Genomic DNA, 17,185 nt, shown 5'->3' on the forward strand with positions numbered 1-17,185 from the left:
CCGGGGCGACGGAAACGGCAGGAATTGCGTGAGCATCACCGAAACCGCCTACGCCAAGATCAACCTGGCGCTGCATGTCCGGCGGCGGCGGGAAGACGGGTATCACGAGCTGGAGACGCTGTTCGCCTTCGTCGATACCGGCGATGTGCTGACGGCGCGCACCGCGGCGCAGGACAGCCTGACCGTCACCGGCGAATTTGCCGGCGCGCTCGACGATCCGTTCGGCAATATCGCCGCGAAAGCGCTCGCCAAGCTGCCGCGCGCGGACGGCCTTGCCCTCACGCTCGAAAAGCGGCTGCCGGTCGCTGCCGGACTGGGCGGCGGCTCCGCCGATGCCGGGGCGGTGTTTCGCCTGATCCGCGAGCGCTATGGCCTGCCCGGGGACTGGCGCGAACGGGCGGCGAGCCTGGGCGCGGACGTTCCCGCTTGCGTGGAGAGCGTTGCCTCTATCGGGCGCGGGACCGGCACCGAGTTGTCGCCGGTCGAAAACGATCTGGCCGGAACGCCGGTTCTGCTGGTCAATCCGCGGGTGCCGCTCCCCACCGGCCCGGTTTTCGCCGCCTGGGACGGAGCCGACGCGGGGCCGCTGGCGGGCACGACCGCCCGCGAAATTGCCGAAAGCAACGGCAACGATCTCGAGCGGATCGTTTTCGAACGCCTCCGCGTGGAAGAGGCCTTGTCTGCCTGGAACGCCCTGGCCGACAGCGGCGGGTTTCTGACTCGCATGTCCGGCTCGGGCGCGACGTCTTTCGCCTTGTTCGAAACGATCGAGGCGCGTGACCGGGCGGCTGCGGATATTGCCGCCGCAAACCCCGGCTGGTGGCAAATGAAAGGTGCGCTGCGATGATCGACAGTCTTCCGTTCCGCCGGGTTGGCGAACCGACCCGGGGCGGTATCGTTTGCGTGGTCGATCATGCGTCCAACCGCGTCCCCGCGGACATCGAACTGGGGATCGCGCCCGAGCTTCTGGACAAGCATATCGCGGTCGACATCGGTGTCGAAGGCGTCGCCGAACGCATGGCGCGACGGCACGCGATCCCCGCCCATCTCGCGTGTGTCAGCAGGCTGGTATGCGACCTCCATCGTGAAGAGGAGTCGCCTGCCGTCGTCCCCGAAACGAGCGACGGCCACCTGATCCCGGGAAACATCGGCGCCGATATCGAACGGCGTCTCGCGCTGTTCCATCGCCCCTACCACGCTGCGCTGGCCGAGTGGCTCGACGCCGCGCAGCCCGAGCTTGTCATTGCGCTCCACAGCTTCACCCCCGCGCTCGAAAGCGGTGGTGAGGAACGGCCGTGGGAAGTCGCCCTGCTCTATAACCGGGACGATCGCGCCGCGCGCCACGCGATCCGCCTGTTCGCGGAAGAAGGGCTGACGGTCGGCGACAACCAGCCTTATTCGGGCAAGCAGTTGAACGCGACGATGGACCGCCATGCGGAGGCGCACGGGAGACCCTATCTGACGATCGAGATCAGACAGGACATGATCGAGCGGGAGGCCGATCAGGCGCGCTGGGCGGCACTCGTCGCGGATGTCGCCGGCCGCACTGCGCACGCGCTGAAGGACGCTTAAGGGCCCCTGGCGGCGCTCGGGGAGTGCTCACGGGTGCCCGAGCGGCACGCGAGAGCTGTTGCCGGCAAAAGAATTTCCCTTTCGACCGGCCCGTGCGATGCTTTAGGGGTTGGAATCCCCTCGAACGCGCAACATCTGGAACTCGCCATGCCTGCCTACCGCTCCCGCACTTCGACCCACGGCCGCAACATGGCCGGCGCGCGCGGGCTGTGGCGCGCAACGGGCATGAAGGACGACGATTTCGGCAAGCCGATTATCGCCGTGGTCAATTCCTTCACCCAGTTCGTGCCTGGTCACGTCCACCTGAAAGACCTGGGCCAGATGGTCGCGCGCGAGATCGAGGCTGCGGGCGGCGTGGCCAAGGAGTTCAACACGATCGCGGTCGACGACGGGATCGCGATGGGCCACGACGGCATGCTCTATTCGTTGCCCAGCCGCGATCTGATCGCCGACAGCGTCGAATACATGGTCAACGCCCATTGCGCCGACGCGATGGTCTGCATTTCCAATTGCGACAAGATCACGCCGGGAATGCTGATGGCGGCGATGCGGATCAACATTCCGGTCGTGTTCGTTTCCGGCGGACCGATGGAAGCGGGCAAAGTCGTCCTCAAGGGCAAGGAAGTCGCGCTCGATCTGGTCGATGCGATGGTCGCCGCCGCCGACGAGCGCATGACCGACGAGGAAGTTCTCGATATCGAGCGGTCCGCCTGCCCCACATGCGGATCGTGCAGCGGCATGTTCACCGCCAATTCGATGAACTGCCTGACCGAGGCGCTCGGTCTCTCGCTGCCGGGCAACGGATCGACCCTTGCCACCCACGCCGACCGCAAGGCGCTGTTCCTGCGCGCCGGGCGGCTTGTCGTCGAACTCTGCCGCCGGTGGTACGAGGAAGACGATGCGAGCGTCCTGCCGCGCACGATCGCCGATCGGTCGGCTTTCGAAAATGCCATGAGCCTCGATATCGCGATGGGCGGATCGACCAATACCGTGCTGCACCTGCTTGCCGCCGCGCACGAGGCGGGGCTGGACTTCACGATGGCCGATATCGACCGCCTCAGCCGCCATATCCCGTGCCTTTCCAAGGTCGCACCGGCGAAGGACGACGTGCATATGGAGGACGTTCACCGGGCCGGCGGAATCATGGCGATCCTGGGCGAACTCGATCGCGCGGGCTTGCTTAACACCGCGGTGCCCACCGTTCACAGCCCGACACTGCGCGATGCTCTCGACGAATGGGATATCGCGCGCACCAACAGCCCGGCGGTGCAGGAGTTTTTCCGCGCCGCGCCCGGTGGCGTGCCGACGCAGACGGCATTCAGCCAGAACCGGCGGTGGGCCGAACTCGACCTCGATCGCCGCGAGGGGGTGATCCGCTCGGCCGAACATGCCTTCAGCCAGGATGGCGGGCTTGCGGTTCTCTACGGCAATCTGGCGGAAGATGGCTGCATCGTGAAGACCGCCGGGGTCGACGAAAGCATTCTGACGTTTTCCGGCCCGGCGAAAGTCTACGAAAGCCAGGACGCGGCCGTGACGGCCATCCTGACCGACCAGGTTCGCGAAGGCGATGTCGTGGTCATCCGCTACGAAGGGCCGAAGGGCGGCCCCGGCATGCAGGAAATGCTCTATCCCACCAGCTACCTCAAGTCGAAGGGGCTGGGCAAAGCCTGCGCGCTGGTGACCGACGGGCGCTTCTCCGGCGGCACGTCGGGCCTGTCGATCGGCCATGCTTCGCCCGAGGCGGCCGAAGGCGGCGCAATCGGCCTGGTGCGCGAAGGCGACAGGATCGTGATCGACATTCCGAAACGAACGATCCATCTCGACGTCTCGGAATCCGAACTGGCCGAGAGGCGAGCGGAGATGGAGGCAAGGGGAGATCGGGCATGGAAGCCGGTGGAAAAGCGCAAGCGGCAGGTTTCGACCGCGCTGCAGGCTTATGCCGCGATGACCACCAGCGCCGCGCGCGGCGCGGTGCGCGACGTTTCGCAGCTCGTCCGCAAGTGAGACCGTCCCGAGCCGGTGCCGCGGCCGTGCTGACGCTTGCGGCCGCCTGTTCCTCTGCCGATGCGCCGGTGCAGGCGCAGGCGGATGAAGGCGCCCAGCCGATCGAATGCGCCATCGGCCCGGGGGCCGGCTTCGGGCCGGATTGCCTGGTGGAACGCGCCGAGATCGACGGAACGATCGTGCTGACGGTGCGCCATGCCGACGGCGGCTTCCGCCGGTTCGCGCAGTTGCCGGAAGGGCGCGGACTGGTTGCCTACGATGGCGCCGACCCGGTCGAACAGACGCTGGCGGGCGAGGTGCTGGAGGTCGCGATTGCCGGCGAACGCTACCGCTTTGCCGCGCGGCCTTCTCAGGGAACCGATGCCGGCGAGTGATCCCGTCCTGACGGTCGCCGAAATGCAGGCGGCGGAACAGGCGCTGGTCGATGCCGGCACGGATGTCGATACGCTGATGCAGCGGGCAGGGTGCGGGGCGGCCGAATGGGTCTGGCGCCTTGCCGCCGGCCGGCCGGTGACGGTCCTGTGCGGACCGGGCAACAACGGCGGCGACGGCTACGTTATCGCGCAGGTCCTGCATCGGCGCGGGCTGGATGTTGCGGTCGTGGCGCCGATCGCGCCCGGAACCGATGCAGCGCAGAACGCATCCGCGCTCTATCGCGGAGCCATCGGGCGGACGGCCAGCGGACGGCGCGGAGCGGTGCTGGTGGACTGTCTGTTCGGCAGCGGGCTTGCCCGGCCGCTGTCGACCGAACTCGCCGGGTTGCTGGCCGAACTCGCGGCCGGTCATCGTCATGCGGTCGCGGTGGACCTGCCGAGCGGGATCGAAAGCGATTCCGGTATGCCGCTCAACCCCGACCTGCCCGCTTGCGACCTGACGCTGGCGCTGGGGGCGTGGAAGTTCGCGCACTGGACCATGCCCGCCTGCGCCCGGATGGGCGTGCGGCGGCTGGTCGATATCGGCGTGACCGCGCCGCCGTGTTCGGCGCGTCTTTCCGCCCGCCCCCGGCTCGATCCTCCGGCGCCCGATGCGCACAAGTATCGGCGCGGCCTGCTCGGTGTGGTCGGCGGGGCCATGCCCGGGGCGGGCCTGCTTTCGGCCCGTGCCGCGATGCACGCGGGCGCGGGCTACGTGAAGCTTTTCTCCGGCCATTCGCATCCCGCCGCTCCCGCTGCGCTGGTCGTCGACGCGCGCCCGCTGGCCGAGGCGCTCGGCGACGCGCGTCTGGGGGCGATCCTTGCTGGCCCCGGCCTCGGCCGCGACGAGGGTGCGAAGGCGCGGCTGGAGCAGGTTCTCGACACCGACGCGCCGCTCGTCCTCGATGCCGATGCGCTGATTTTGCCGGGGCCGCGCAGGTTTGCGCGCGAGACGCTGCTGACCCCGCACGAGGGGGAATTGGAAAGCCTGTGCCGTCTCTTCGGCGTCGATGGCGGCAGCAAGCGCGCGAAGGCGCAGGAACTGGCGCGCAAAAGCGGGGCCGTGGTCCTGGCCAAAGGGCCGGATACGCTGCTGTGCGCACCCGACGGCAGGCTGCATCTGTTCCCGCCGGGCCCGAGCTGGCTTTCCGCCGCTGGCACGGGCGACGTTCTTGCCGGCGTGGCGGCAAGCCGCATGGCGACGGGCGCCGGCGCTTTCCTCGCGGCCGAGCAGGCCGTGTGGCTGCACCACGAGGCCGCGCGGATCGCGGGGGTGGCATTCAGCGCCGACGAACTGGCGAAAGCCGTGAAAGCCGCCTACGCGCGCTTCCTGTGACCGAGACAAACGAGATCCTGCGTATCGCCGCCAAGGGCGACGGCGTGACCGCCGATGGCCGCCATGTGCCCTTCGCCGCCCCGGGCGATGTGCTGCAAGCCGATGGCACGCTGGAACCGGGGCCGCACCGGGCCCAGCCGCCGTGCCGCCATTTCGGCACGTGCGGGGGGTGCCAGCTTCAGCATTGCGATAGCCAGGCGATCGCGCGCTACGTCGGCGAGCGGGTCGCCTTTGCCGCGCAGGGGCAGGGCGTCGCCATCGGCGAAATGCTGGCGCCGCACCTTTCGCCCCCGCGCAGCCGCCGGCGTTGCACGCTTCATGCGGCGAGCGCGGGGGGTAAGCCGCTGCTCGGGTTCCGGCAGGCAGGCTCGCACCGGATCGTGGACATGCGCGAATGCCATATCCTCCGCCCGGAACTCTTCGCGCTGGTGCCGCCGCTGCGGACATTGCTGGCGGCGCGGAAAGAGCGGCTATCGGCAAAGATCGAACTGACTCTGACCGATCAGGGGGTCGACTGCGCGATAGCGGGGCTCGCGGTGGAAGGACTGGCCGCCACCGAGGCGATGCTGGCTTTCGCGCAGCAGAACGGCTTGGCCCGCCTGACGCTCGATCACGGATACGGGCCGGAGCCGGTGTGGGAGCCGGAGCCGGTCACCGTTTCGCCCGCCGGCGTTCCGGTCGGTTTCCCCAGCGGCGGGTTTCTGCAGGCGACTGCGGATGGCGAGAAGGCCCTGACGCAGATCGCCGGCGACTGGCTGTCGGGCGCGCGCTTCGTCGCGGACCTGTTCTCCGGCCTCGGCACTTTTGCCTTTGCCCTGTCGCGCGAATCGAAGGTCCTGGCGGTCGAGGCCGCCCGCGATGCCCATCTGGCGTGCAAGTCGGCTGCCGCGCGCACCGGCGGGGCGGTCCATGCCATGCACCGCGACCTTTTCCGCAACCCGCTCCAGCCCGAAGAGCTGAACCGGTTCGACGCCGTGCTGCTCGACCCGCCGAGAGCCGGCGCGCGCGAGCAAGTGGCGCGGCTGGCCGAAAGCACGGTGCCGCGGATCGTCTACGTCAGTTGCAATCCGGCGAGCTGGGCGCGCGACGCTGCGCGGCTGGTGGCCGCCGGATACCGTCTGGAAGCTGCCAAGCCGGTGGGCCAGTTCGTCTGGTCGACCCACGTCGAACTGGCGAGCCTTTTCGTGCGGGAGCGGGGCTAGGCGCGGCTGTCCCGCAAAGCCCCCAGCAGTTGTTCGAACAGCCAGTCGCGCGCATGGGGCTCGACATAGGCGTGGCTGGCCCCCGGGCAGCGGGCGATCCGCGAATCGGCGAGGTCCCATGCTTCGGCGAATGCCTGCGCGGTCCGGTCGGTTTCGGCCAGAAGGATGCGCACCGGCCCTTCGAACCGTTCCAGCCCTGCCGCCATTTCTTGCGCCAGCGATCCCGGGCCGGATCGGGGCAGGGCGGCTCTGGCCAGGCCGCGTGCCAGCTTGCGGAAATCGACCCGACCGGTGACGAGGCGGGCCAGTTCTCCGGGATTTTTCAGCTTTTCGAGATAGCGCGAACGTATCGCGGTGGACGGGGGAAGGTCGTCCTGCTCGTCCTCGATCGTCCACGGGTTGGACAGGACGAGCGCGTCGCAGCCGGCCCCGCTCGCCAGCATCAGGGCGCTGGCGGCATCGCAGTTGCCGAAGGCGACGACCCGTTTCATCTGGGGCGCCATGGCGCGGAATGCGTCGATTGCCGCTGCGATATCCTTCGCGCTCGCGCGAAACCCGCGATTCTTGCCCTCGCTGTCGCCGACGCCCCGCCGGTCGAAACGGAACACCGGAAAGCCCGCCCTGGCGATTCTTTCGGCGAGCCGGGCCTGGCCGGAAAAGGCGCCGGCGCGAATCTCGTTGCCGCCGCTGACGATCAGCAGCCCGACCGAGGCGGGGGCGGTGTCGATCGTTCCCGCCAGCGTCTGATCTTCGCAGGCGAATGTGAGGGGGAGCCGGTTCACGCTTCCTGCATCCCCTGTCCGACAGCGGCGGCAAGCGCTTCTGCCTGTTCGCGCGATTCGCCCGGCTCCGCGCGCAGCCACAGCCCGCTGCCCCCGAGGGCATCCTGTTCGATCCGCACCTGAGCGGATTGCGACGGCAAGTCGGCCGCTTCCAGTTCGCGGAAAAGGTCCCGGCCCAGCGACCATCCGGCCAGCTCGATGCCTTCCGAGCGGCCCAGTTGTGCGAGGCCCCCGGTCGTCTCCTCGGTCCCCGCCTCGCGCGCGGAAAGCGTGCGTGCGCGGAGCATCGGCCGCAGGACCTGGCGCCCGGCAATCGGGGCGTAGTTCCAGCCAGGCATATCGGTGGGGGCAAGCAAGGCCCCGCCACGCAGGGTGAGCACATGGGTCGCCTCGAAATGCCCGGCGGCCGCAAGCGCGGCGTGCCGCCATCCTTCCAGCGTCTGCGTGTCGAGCGGTCGGCGGCTTTCGTTGCAGCCGGGAAAATCGGCCAGCACGCTGGCAATTCCGTCGTCGGCGAGGCATCGCATGACCTCCACCGTGAAGCGGCGCAGCTTGTTCGCTTCGTCGAACAACGCAGGCAGCACCAGAACCCGCGCCGATCGTCCTCCGCGGAAGGCCAGCGCGATTTCGTCGTGGGTGCCGCCGTCCGGGTCGGGGCAGGGCCAGGTCGTGACGATGGGCGCGGTCAGCTGTCTACGACTTTCGCCTCGGCAAAGGCGAGCAGCCCGCCATAGGTCTCCAGCATTTCGCCATCGACTTCGTCGTCTTCGATGATGATGTCGAGGCGATCCTCGATCTCGGTCAGAAGTCCGGCGACGGCCATCGAATCGAGTTCGGGCAGATGGCCGAAAAGGCCCGTGTCATTGTCGAAACTCTCGACTTTGGCAGCGTCGAGGCCAAGCACGTCGCACAGGATGGTGCGCAGCTTGGTATCGATTTCGCTGCGGCTAGGCGCAAGACTGCTCATGCCGGCGTGGTTCCCCTGCAATTCGGCGGCGCCTTAGCCCTGCCGGGCACCCGGCGCAAGGCGGCGGACGAGGCGCTTTGCCAGAAGCGGCCAGGCGCGGGGCTGGCGCGGGTCGAGGCAATCGATGCGGAAGCGCGGCCGAACGATCTCCATCCAGTCCGCCTTGTAGGGATCGTTCCCGGTCCCGAAATCGACCCATTCCACGCGGTCGCGATCGATGACGTGTTCGAACAGCGCGGCGGTCAGAGTCGTTCCGGCCGAAAGCGCCTTGTGCGCTTCGCGGTGGGCCAGTTTGTGAATATAGGCCGTGCCGCCCTCCACGGTCCAGAACTGCGCCGCCACCGGCACGCCCTGGTGCTTGGCCACGGCGAGCCGGATGCGGCCCGCATCGCCTTCCTGCTGCGCGAAACGGCGCAGAAGGCCGGGCGTCTCCTCGTCCGGCTTCCAGCTTTCGGCATAGATCGCCTCGTAGGCCGCCCAGTCGTCCGCATCGAAGCGCTCGCGGATCGTGACGTCGACCCGCTTGCCCTTGCGCTTGAGCGTGGTGCGCATACGCCCGGGCCGCGCGGACCAGTATTCGGCAAAGCTGCGGCCTTTGACTTCGAGGACGTGATTGTGATCGCACTGTTCGCGCACCACGCGCCAGCCGCCGCCGCGAAATGCGCGTTCGAGCCGGGTGGCCGAGCCGTCCTCGTCGGGAACGGGCCAGAGAGTCACCCGGTGGGCGCGCTGGCGAAGATCGCGGGCCAGCGCGATCAGCAGGCGTTCGCGATCGGGGCCCCCGGTGCCGAGCGGGCGCCAAGTGAAGCTGTACCAGTTGCGCAGCGCCTCCAGCCGGCCATTGGCGCGGGTCAGCGGCAGCGCGGCCTGCTCTCCACCGTCCTCGGCCAGCGCGAAGATCGGGGGCATACCGCTGTCCGCCAGCAGCGCGAACCATTCGGGCCGGTCGAACGGACAGGCGACCGGTGGAATGGTCCCTTGCAAGACGTTAACCCTGTCGTGATAGCTGACGGCGACCACAGCGAATGCACTCCACGAAAGAACCCATGCCCGACGCACCCGACCCGAACCCCATGCCGCTCGACCATCTCGCCGAACGCGGCGAGGCGAGTGCGCCTGCGCTGGTGCTGCGCGAGGGCACGCTTAGCTACAAGGCCTTAAGAACCCGTGTCGCCCGCATGGCGGCATGGCTTCAGGCAAAGGTGCCCGCGCGCGGCGCGCGTGTGGCGAGCTGGGCGGCGAAAGGGGAGCTGACCTGCCTCCTCCCTCTCGCCTGTGCGCGTGCGGGGCTGGTCCATGTGCCGATCAATCCATTGCTCAAGCGTGCGCAGGTCGCGCACATTCTGGCCGACAGCGGCGCCGCGCTGCTCATGGCGACCGCCGCGCGCGTGCAATCGCTGGAGGAAGGCGACGTGCCGCCGGGCTGCGCGGTCATGGCGGAAGCGGATGCGCTGGCGGGAATCGCCGGGTGCGATGGCGCGCTGGCGCCTTCTCAGGCGGACCCGGATGAACTGGCCGCCATTCTCTATACCAGCGGTTCCACCGGTCGCCCCAAGGGTGTGATGCTGAGCCATGCCAACATGTGGTTGGGGGCGGTCAGCGTTGCGCACTACCTCGGCATCGAAAGCGACGACGTCACGCTCGCGGTTCTGCCGCTGTCTTTCGATTACGGTCAGAACCAGCTGCTCAACAGCTGGTATGCCGGGGCCAGCGTGGTGCCGCTGGACTATCTGTTCCCGCGCGACGTCGCGAAAGCCTGCGCTCGCCATGGCGTAACCACGCTTGCCGCCGTGCCGCCATTGTGGGTGCAGCTGACCGAACTGGAATGGCCGGGCGATGCCGTGGCATCGATCCGGCGGCTGACCAATACCGGCGGTGCGCTGACTGTCGATCTTGTGCGAAATTTGCGCGGTATCTTCCCGCAGGCAAAGCTTTTTCCGATGTACGGCCTGACCGAGGCGTTCCGTTCCACATATCTCGATCCGGCGCTGGTGGACAGTCATCCGACATCGATGGGAACCGCCGTCCCCTTTGCCGAAATCCTTGTGATCGGCGACGACGGACAGGTAACCGGCCCGGGCGAAGAGGGCGAACTGGTGCATTGCGGCCCGCTGGTGGCGCAGGGCTATTGGCAGGATGCAGAGCGCACCGCCGAACGGTTCCGCCCCGCGCCGGCGCAATCGCGCTATGGCGGCACCGCCGTATGGTCGGGCGACCGGGTGAAACGCGACGCGGACGGCTTGCTCTACTTCGTCGGCCGCCGCGATGCCATGATCAAGAGCGCGGGCAATCGTATCAGCCCGCAAGAGGTGGAGGACGCGGCGATCGCCACCGGACTGGTCGCGGAAGCCGTCGCGCTGGGCGTCCCCGATGCGCGCCTGGGGCAGGCGGTCCATCTCGTCGCGCGCGCCGCGGCGGGTGCCGACGATGCGGCGGAGCGGCTTCCGCTCGCGCTTGCGAAGGAATTGCCCAACTTCATGCAGCCGCAGGCCATCCACTGGCGCGAGGCGCTGCCCGTCAATCCCAACGGCAAGCTCGACCGGACCGCGATCGCGCGGGAGCTGGGCGCGTGAAGCCGCTGGGCCCGATCCCGGCCGGCTTCACGGCCATCGACGGCGAGCTTGCGATCGACGGACGCAAGGCGAGCGATCTCGTCACCGAGGCGGGCGATACCCCGCTGTTCGTCTATTCGGGCGCCATGCTCGCCCGGCGCATCGCCGACCTTCGCGCTGCGATGCCGCCGCGGCTCAAGCTGCACTATGCGATCAAGGCCAATCCTTACCCGCCGTTGCTGGCGTTCATGGCCGGCCGGGTGGACGGGTTCGATGTCGCATCGGGCGGCGAGCTGGCGATGCTGGAAGCGGCCGGGATAGCGCCGGACCGGGTCAGCTTTGCCGGCCCGGGCAAGCGCGATCGCGAGCTGGAGCAAGCGATAACAAGCGGTTGCACGATCAATCTCGAATCGGAGGGAGAAGCACGGCGTGCGCTGGAGATCGCCGGGCGGACGGGGCACCGCCCGCGTCTGGCGATCCGGGTCAATCCCTCGTTCGAGCTGCGCGGCTCCGGCATGAAGATGGGCGGCGGCGCGAAGCAATTCGGGATCGACGAGGATCGCGTGCCGGCTCTGGGGCGGGAGTTGATCGCCGCCGGGGCGCAATGGTGCGGCCTGCATATCTTCACCGGCAGCCAGGCGCTCGATGCCGAAGCGATCGTCGAAACGCAGGCCAACGTTCTCGCGCTGGCGGATCGCCTGGCAGGAGAAATCGGCGAGCCGATCCCGAAGCTCAACATGGGCGGTGGCTTCGGCATTCCCTATTTCCACGGCGACAGGCCGCTCGACATCGCGGCGATCGGCGCGGCCTTGGCGGAGCGTTTCGCCGGCCTGCCGCCGAGCCTTGCGGAAACCGAACTCTGCATCGAACTGGGCCGCTATCTCGTCGGCGAAGCCGGCGTCTACCTTGCCCGGATCGTGGACCGGAAGGTGAGCCACGGGCACACGTTTCTGATCACCGACGGGGGGCTGCACCACCAGCTCGCCGCATCGGGCAATTTCGGCACCGTCGTGCGCCGCAACTATCCGCTGGCGATCGCAACCCGCTTCGATGCCGCGCCGGAGGAAGAGGCAAGCGTGGTCGGGTGTCTTTGCACCCCGCTCGACCGGCTGGCGGACGCGGCCCATCTGCCGCGTGCCGAGGTTGGCGATCTCGTCGCGGTGTTCTGTGCCGGCGCCTATGGCGCGACCGCCTCGCCTGCCCGGTTCCTCGGGCAGGGCCCGGCGCTCGAGATGCTTGTCCCGCCCGCGCGGCGTTAACCTTCGTCCGCCGGGCGTCCCAATCCGGGACTGCCCGAGATCAGGCGGGAAAGGCTAACAGAATGTTCACCCTTTTTCGCGAGGAAGCACGCCTGTGAACCGCGGGTGCGGCAGGCGAGGTCGCTCCTCTCCTGTCGCTCGCAATGCCCGCACGACAGGCAAGGACGCGCATCGATGCCCATCGCTCGAATTTCCCATTCTTTCGCCGCCGGCGCGGTCGCGGCGCTCTCTCTGGCAGGCTGTGCTGCCGGCGGGGGGGCGGAGCTGCCGCCGGCGTCGTTCGTCGCCATGCAGGAAGGGCCGGGCGAGGAATATGTCATCGGCCCGCTCGACGAGTTGACGATCCACGTCTGGCGCAATCCCGAACTCGGGGCCGAGAAGATCCAGGTGCGGCCCGACGGGCGGATCACCACGCCGCTCGTCGCCGACATGCCCGCGGTCGGCAAGACGCCGGCAATGCTCGCGGAAGACATTCGCCTGCAGCTCTCGCAATATATCGAGGAGCCGCTGGTCTCCGTCATCGTGACCAATTTCGCAGGCACGTTCAGCCAGCAGATCCGGGTCATCGGCGCGACCGAGAAGCCGGCCTCGATCCCCTATCGCGCCAATATGACCGTGCTCGACGCGATGATCGCGGTCGGCGGGCTCAGCGAATTTGCCGCCGGCAATCGGGCCAAGCTGATCCGGTTCGACAAGCAGGCCGGCCGCCAGCGCGAATATGCCCTGCGGCTGGGCGACCTGCTCAAGGAAGGCGACAGCCGCGCGAACGTCATGCTCCAGCCAGGGGACGTGATCATCATCCCCGAAAGCATGTTCTGAGGAAGGCCGCGGGCAGATGAACGAGGTTTTCGAAGAACTGCAGGCGGCGCTGCATTCGGCATGGCACCGGCGCTGGCTGGTGCTGGCAGTGGCCTGGGGCGTGTGCATCCTGGGCTGGCTGGCAGTCGCGATGATCCCGAACACCTACGAATCGAAGGCGCGCGTCTTCGTCCAGCTCGACGACGTGCTGTCGCAGCAGATCGGCATTGCCAATGCCGGCAAAGGCGAAATCGAGCGCGTGCGCAAGACGCTCGCAAGTTCGGTCAATCTGGAAAAGGTCGTCCGCTCGACCCGGCTCGGCGACGACGTGACCACGCCATCGCAGATGGAACGCACGGTCGCCGGCCTGGCCGAAAGCGTCAAGGTCGTCAGCACCGAAGACAACTTGTTCGAAATCACCGCACAGATCGGCAAGTCGAGCCTGTCCGATGCCGAAAACGCGGCGCTGGCGCAGGATGTCGTGCAGAAGATGATCGACATCTTCCGCGAGGAGAACATCGCCGGCAGCCGCGGCGAAGTGGCCGAGACGATCGTGTTCCTCGACCAGCAGCTGGAGGATCGCAAGCGCGAACTGGAAGCTGCCGAGCAGCGGCGTCTCGCGTTCGAAGCCCAGCACCCGGATCTGATCGGCGGGACGGGCACTCTGTCCACCCGTCTGCAGCAACTTCGCGCCGAAATGCGCGGTGTCGATGCCGATCTCGCCGCGGCGCAGAGCGCGCTTGCGGCGGTGAACGGTCAGATCGCCGGCACCCCGCGAACGCTCGTCACTGCGGGCGAGGGCGGCGGCGCGCGCGGCGCGCTGATGCAGGCGCGTTCCCAGCTGGCGGCGATGCAGGCGCGCGGACTGACCGACAACCACCCCGACGTGGCCGCGTTGCAACGCCAGATCGACCTGCTGGAAAAGCAGGTCGCCAACGAAGGCCCGAACGCGTCGGGCACGGTCAACCCGGCTTACAGCTCGCTCGTCGCAATCCGCGCGGAGCGCGACGCGAACGTCCAGGCGCTGATGTCCCGCAAGGCCGCGCTCCAGGCCGATCTGAGCGCGATGATGGCGAGCCAGGCCGACGAACCCGCGGTCGCCGCCGAGGCCAACCGTATCAGCCGCGATTACGAAGTGCTGAAGACCAAGTACGACGAGCTGCTGCGGGACCGCGAGGAAATGCGCCTGCGCGGCCAGGTCGAAAGCGAGCGCAGTTCGTTCAGTTTCGAGGTGATCGACCCGCCTTCCACCCCGCGCGCGCCGGCGGCGCCGAACCGGCCGATATTGCTGATCGGCGTGCTGATCCTCGGGATCGGCGCCGGGGTCGGCGCGGCGTTCGCCTTCGGCCAGATCCGTTCGACGTTCGCCACCGGGGCCAGGCTGGAACGGTCGCTGGGCCTGCCGGTGATCGGCACGATTTCCCACGCGATGACCGACGCCGGACGAGTGCTCGCGCGCAAGCGGATGCGGATGTTCGCGGCCGGCTCTGCGTCGCTGGCCGGGGTCTGCGTGCTGCTCCTCGCGGTCGAATTCGTGCAGCGCGGAATGGTCGGCTGAGGAGAGGACGATGACCGAACACAGGAAAATACCCTCTCCCTCCGGCGAGAAGAAGGAAAGCTCGCTGCTGGAACGTGCCAGCGGCGCGTTCGGCTTCGATCCCTTCAAGCCGGCGCCGGTGCCGCACCGCCTGGCCGACGATACGATGAAGCGGGCCAAAGTGCGGCGCAAGCCATCCGGGACGGCCGCGAAAGACGCGAAGGAAGAGCCTGCCGAAGATCGCGATACCGGACCCGCCGCTCCGCAGGACGATGTCGGCGCGGACCGCGCACCCGAAACGGCCGCGCCGGCGACCGGCCTGCCGGCCGAGGTGCCGCCTTCCAGCATGACGATCGAGCGCCAGATCGGCGCCGTCGCGCTGCAGGGCAAGCGTTTCCCGGTCGATCGCGAACTGCTCCGCGAACAGGGGCTGATCGTTCCCGAAGGGGCGGTCAACGCGCTGCTGGAAGAATTCCGTATCGTGAAGCGCCGGGTGCTCGAAGCTGCAGATGAGGCGGGCACCGCCCGCTCGCGCCGGGTGCTGATCTGTTCGCCGCACACGGGCGAGGGCAAGACGTTCTGCGCAAGCAATCTCGCCATCGCGCTGGCGGCCGAAAGGGACAGGGAAGTGCTGCTGATCGATGCGGACTTCGCCAAGCCCTCGATCCTCTCGACCTTCGGCCTGCCCAGGGGGCCGGGTTTCATGGACAGCCTCGCCGACGAGCGCGCCGTGCCGGAGGATCTGGTTATCGGCACCGATATTCCCGGCCTCTGGGTCCTCCCCGCAGGCGACCAGACCAATGTCGACAGCGAATACCTTTCCAGCCGGCGTACCGCGGAGGTGCTGGACCGGCTCACCATCGGGGCGCCCAATCGCATTCTGATCTTCGATTCGCCCCCCGCGCTGGCGGCGTCGCCCGCGGCCGAACTCGCCCGGCATGTGGGCCAGGCGATCCTGGTCGCCCGCGCCGATGCGACCTCGCAAAGCGCGCTGGAGGATGCCGTCGAGCTTCTTTCGGGATGCCCCGACGTCAAGCTGATGCTCAACGACGCGCACTTCAGCCCCAGCGGCCGCAAGTTCGGAACCTATTATGGGTATGGGGAGTAACCCGATGAAACCCAGTCATTTTCTCTCGGTCTGCGCGTGGGCGACGCTTGCCTGTGCCGGGCCGGCAGCGGCGCAGCAGACCGCGAACGAGGATGCGCGCGCGGAGCGTGGCGAGCGCCGGGCCAGCGTCGATCCCTATATCGAGGCGTCGCAGGTGCTGATGGCCGAGCTTTCGCCGGGCGACGATGTCGTCACCTACACGCAAGTCGCCGCCGGCGTCGATGCCAGCCTGACCGGCCGCAACAACGGCGGCTCCGTCTCCGTGCGGTATGAACGCAATATCGCATATGGCGACGACATGCGCGATTCCGACACCGTCAGCGGCGTCGCGCGCGGTTATGCGACCGTCGTGCCCCGGACGCTGACGATCGAGGGCGGCGCGCTCGCGGCGCGCACGCGGGTCGACGGCAATGGCGGGGCGACGCTCAACCCGCTGGTGGGCGACGACAGCGAGAGCCGGATCTATTCGGCCTATGCCGGGCCGAACCTCCATACCCGGGCGGGCGATGTGGAGGTGAATGCCAATTACCGCATCGGCTATACCCGCGTGGAAGCGCCCGATGCACTGGTCCTCGAACCCGGGGAAAATCCCGTCGACGTGTTCGACGAGAGCCTGGCGCAGAGCGCCGGGTTCCATCTCGGGACGAAACCGGGCGAACCCCTGCCGATCGGCCTGGGCGTGGGCGGCGGTTGGGTTCAGGAAGACGTGTCCAACCTGGACCAGCGCGTGCGCGACCGGTTCGTGCGCGGCGATGTGCAGGTTCCCGTGGGGCGCAGTCTCGCCGTGGTCGGGGGCGTCGGATACGAGGACGTCGAAGTGTCGAGCCGCGATGCCGTGCGCGATGCCGACGGCAATCCCGTGATCGGCGACGACGGCCGCTTCGTGACCGACAAGAGCGCACCGCGCGAGATCGCCTACGACGTTTCCGGCCTGATCTGGGATGTCGGCGTGATGTGGCGGCCCAGCACGCGCACCGCGCTCGAGGCGCATGTCGGCCGGCGTTACGATTCCACCACCTATTACGGCACCTTCGCCTGGGCGCCGAACGCGCGCAGCAACGTGAACGTCGCGGTTTACGACACGGTGTCCGGCTTCGGCGGCCTGCTCAACAGCGCGCTGGCCGATCTGCCCACGGAATTCAGCGCCGCGCGCAACGCGCTGAGCGGGGATTTCACCGGATGCGTCGGCAGCGACGAAGGGGCGGACTGCCTCGCCGGAGTGCTCGGATCGGTCCGTTCGTCGGTCTTCCGCTCGCGCGGGATTGCGGCGAGTTACGGCGTGCGGCTGGGCCGCATCGATACCGGCGTCGGCGCGGGGTATCAGCGGCGCAAGTTCATCGCGGCCCCCGGCACGGTACTGGAAAGCGCCAACGGCGTGGTCGATGAAGCCTATTGGGTGAATTATTACCTGAACGCCCGGCTGGGCCGCAATGCCGGCTTCGGGGCCAATGCCTATGCGAGCCGGATCGACAGCGGTTTCGCTGCCGACGGCGAGGTCCTCGTGCTCGGCGCGTCGGCCGCCTATCGCCGGTCGATCACCGATCGCCTGTCCGCGCGCGCAGCGGTCGCGATCGACCATCTCGATAGCGAGGCGACGGTCGAAGACTACACGTCGGCATCCGCGCTGCTCGGCCTGCGCTACGATTTCTGAGGGG

16 protein-coding genes are annotated in these 17,185 nt (G+C 68.3%); 12 read left to right on the forward strand and 4 right to left on the reverse strand.

Going from position 1 to position 17,185, the window contains the following annotated elements; translation table 11 throughout:
• The first annotated feature begins 28 nt into the window (after window positions 1–28).
• From V5F89_RS08490 to V5F89_RS08515, 6 genes are all read left to right on the forward strand, one after another.
• The gene (locus tag V5F89_RS08490) at window positions 29–847 is read left to right on the forward strand and encodes a 4-(cytidine 5'-diphospho)-2-C-methyl-D-erythritol kinase (protein ID WP_338445224.1); all 819 of its coding nucleotides are present in this window, start codon (window positions 29–31) and stop codon (window positions 845–847) included.
• Window positions 844–1,572, forward strand: a complete 729-nt coding sequence (locus tag V5F89_RS08495; RefSeq protein ID WP_338445225.1) for an N-formylglutamate amidohydrolase — start codon at window positions 844–846, stop codon at window positions 1,570–1,572. Before V5F89_RS08490 ends, V5F89_RS08495 begins: the two co-directional genes overlap by 4 nt.
• 147 nt (window positions 1,573–1,719) lie before the next feature.
• Window positions 1,720–3,576 (forward strand): dihydroxy-acid dehydratase, encoded by a 1,857-nt coding sequence (ilvD, locus tag V5F89_RS08500; RefSeq protein ID WP_338445226.1) that lies wholly within the window; start codon window positions 1,720–1,722, stop codon window positions 3,574–3,576.
• Window positions 3,573–3,950, forward strand: a complete 378-nt coding sequence (locus V5F89_RS08505) for a hypothetical protein (protein WP_338445227.1) — start codon at window positions 3,573–3,575, stop codon at window positions 3,948–3,950. Before ilvD ends, V5F89_RS08505 begins: the two co-directional genes overlap by 4 nt.
• Window positions 3,937–5,325: an NAD(P)H-hydrate dehydratase gene (locus V5F89_RS08510; RefSeq protein ID WP_338445228.1), complete on the forward strand. Its 1,389-nt coding sequence runs from the start codon at window positions 3,937–3,939 to the stop codon at window positions 5,323–5,325. The genes V5F89_RS08505 and V5F89_RS08510 overlap by 14 nt, the downstream gene beginning before the upstream one ends.
• Entirely contained in the window at window positions 5,322–6,527 is a 1,206-nt protein-coding gene (locus V5F89_RS08515) for a class I SAM-dependent RNA methyltransferase (protein WP_338445229.1), read from the forward strand. Before V5F89_RS08510 ends, V5F89_RS08515 begins: the two co-directional genes overlap by 4 nt.
• Here the strand turns inward: V5F89_RS08515 and V5F89_RS08520 are convergent.
• From V5F89_RS08520 to V5F89_RS08535, 4 genes are all read right to left on the reverse strand, one after another.
• Window positions 6,524–7,309 (reverse strand): hydrolase 1, exosortase A system-associated, encoded by a 786-nt coding sequence (locus tag V5F89_RS08520; protein WP_338445230.1) that lies wholly within the window; start codon window positions 7,307–7,309, stop codon window positions 6,524–6,526. The two genes, V5F89_RS08515 and V5F89_RS08520, sit on opposite strands and share 4 nt — an antisense overlap.
• A complete protein-coding gene (locus V5F89_RS08525; RefSeq protein WP_338445231.1) occupies window positions 7,306–7,893 on the reverse strand; it encodes a hypothetical protein in 588 nt (195 codons plus the stop codon). The genes V5F89_RS08520 and V5F89_RS08525 overlap by 4 nt, the downstream gene beginning before the upstream one ends.
• Before the next feature lie 101 nt (window positions 7,894–7,994).
• The gene (locus V5F89_RS08530; RefSeq protein WP_338445232.1) at window positions 7,995–8,276 is read right to left on the reverse strand and encodes an acyl carrier protein; all 282 of its coding nucleotides are present in this window, start codon (window positions 8,274–8,276) and stop codon (window positions 7,995–7,997) included.
• 33 nt (window positions 8,277–8,309) lie between these two features.
• Window positions 8,310–9,260, reverse strand: coding sequence for a GNAT family N-acetyltransferase (locus V5F89_RS08535; RefSeq protein ID WP_338445233.1), 951 nt, complete (start codon window positions 9,258–9,260; stop codon window positions 8,310–8,312).
• Between the two features lie 62 nt (window positions 9,261–9,322).
• On the opposite strand from V5F89_RS08535, the gene V5F89_RS08540 reads away from it, so the two are divergent.
• From V5F89_RS08540 to V5F89_RS08565, 6 genes are all read left to right on the forward strand, one after another.
• Window positions 9,323–10,849: an acyl-CoA ligase (AMP-forming), exosortase A system-associated gene (locus tag V5F89_RS08540; protein WP_338445234.1), complete on the forward strand. Its 1,527-nt coding sequence runs from the start codon at window positions 9,323–9,325 to the stop codon at window positions 10,847–10,849.
• A complete protein-coding gene (locus V5F89_RS08545; RefSeq protein ID WP_338445235.1) occupies window positions 10,846–12,087 on the forward strand; it encodes a pyridoxal-dependent decarboxylase, exosortase A system-associated in 1,242 nt (413 codons plus the stop codon). The genes V5F89_RS08540 and V5F89_RS08545 overlap by 4 nt, the downstream gene beginning before the upstream one ends.
• Window positions 12,088–12,261: 174 nt before the next feature.
• Complete coding sequence (locus V5F89_RS08550) at window positions 12,262–12,906, forward strand: XrtA/PEP-CTERM system exopolysaccharide export protein (protein WP_338445236.1); 645 nt, start codon at window positions 12,262–12,264, stop codon at window positions 12,904–12,906.
• 16 nt (window positions 12,907–12,922) lie between these two features.
• Window positions 12,923–14,443, forward strand: coding sequence for an XrtA system polysaccharide chain length determinant (locus tag V5F89_RS08555; protein WP_338445237.1), 1,521 nt, complete (start codon window positions 12,923–12,925; stop codon window positions 14,441–14,443).
• Window positions 14,444–14,453: 10 nt separating this feature from the next.
• The gene (locus tag V5F89_RS08560) at window positions 14,454–15,530 is read left to right on the forward strand and encodes a capsular biosynthesis protein (protein WP_338445238.1); all 1,077 of its coding nucleotides are present in this window, start codon (window positions 14,454–14,456) and stop codon (window positions 15,528–15,530) included.
• Between the two features lie 4 nt (window positions 15,531–15,534).
• Window positions 15,535–17,181, forward strand: a complete 1,647-nt coding sequence (locus V5F89_RS08565) for a preprotein translocase subunit YajC (RefSeq protein WP_338445239.1) — start codon at window positions 15,535–15,537, stop codon at window positions 17,179–17,181.
• Window positions 17,182–17,185 lie beyond the last annotated feature (4 nt).

It is taken from the genome of Pelagerythrobacter marensis, from assembly GCF_036700095.1.
Classification (GTDB): domain Bacteria; phylum Pseudomonadota; class Alphaproteobacteria; order Sphingomonadales; family Sphingomonadaceae; genus Pelagerythrobacter; species Pelagerythrobacter marensis_A.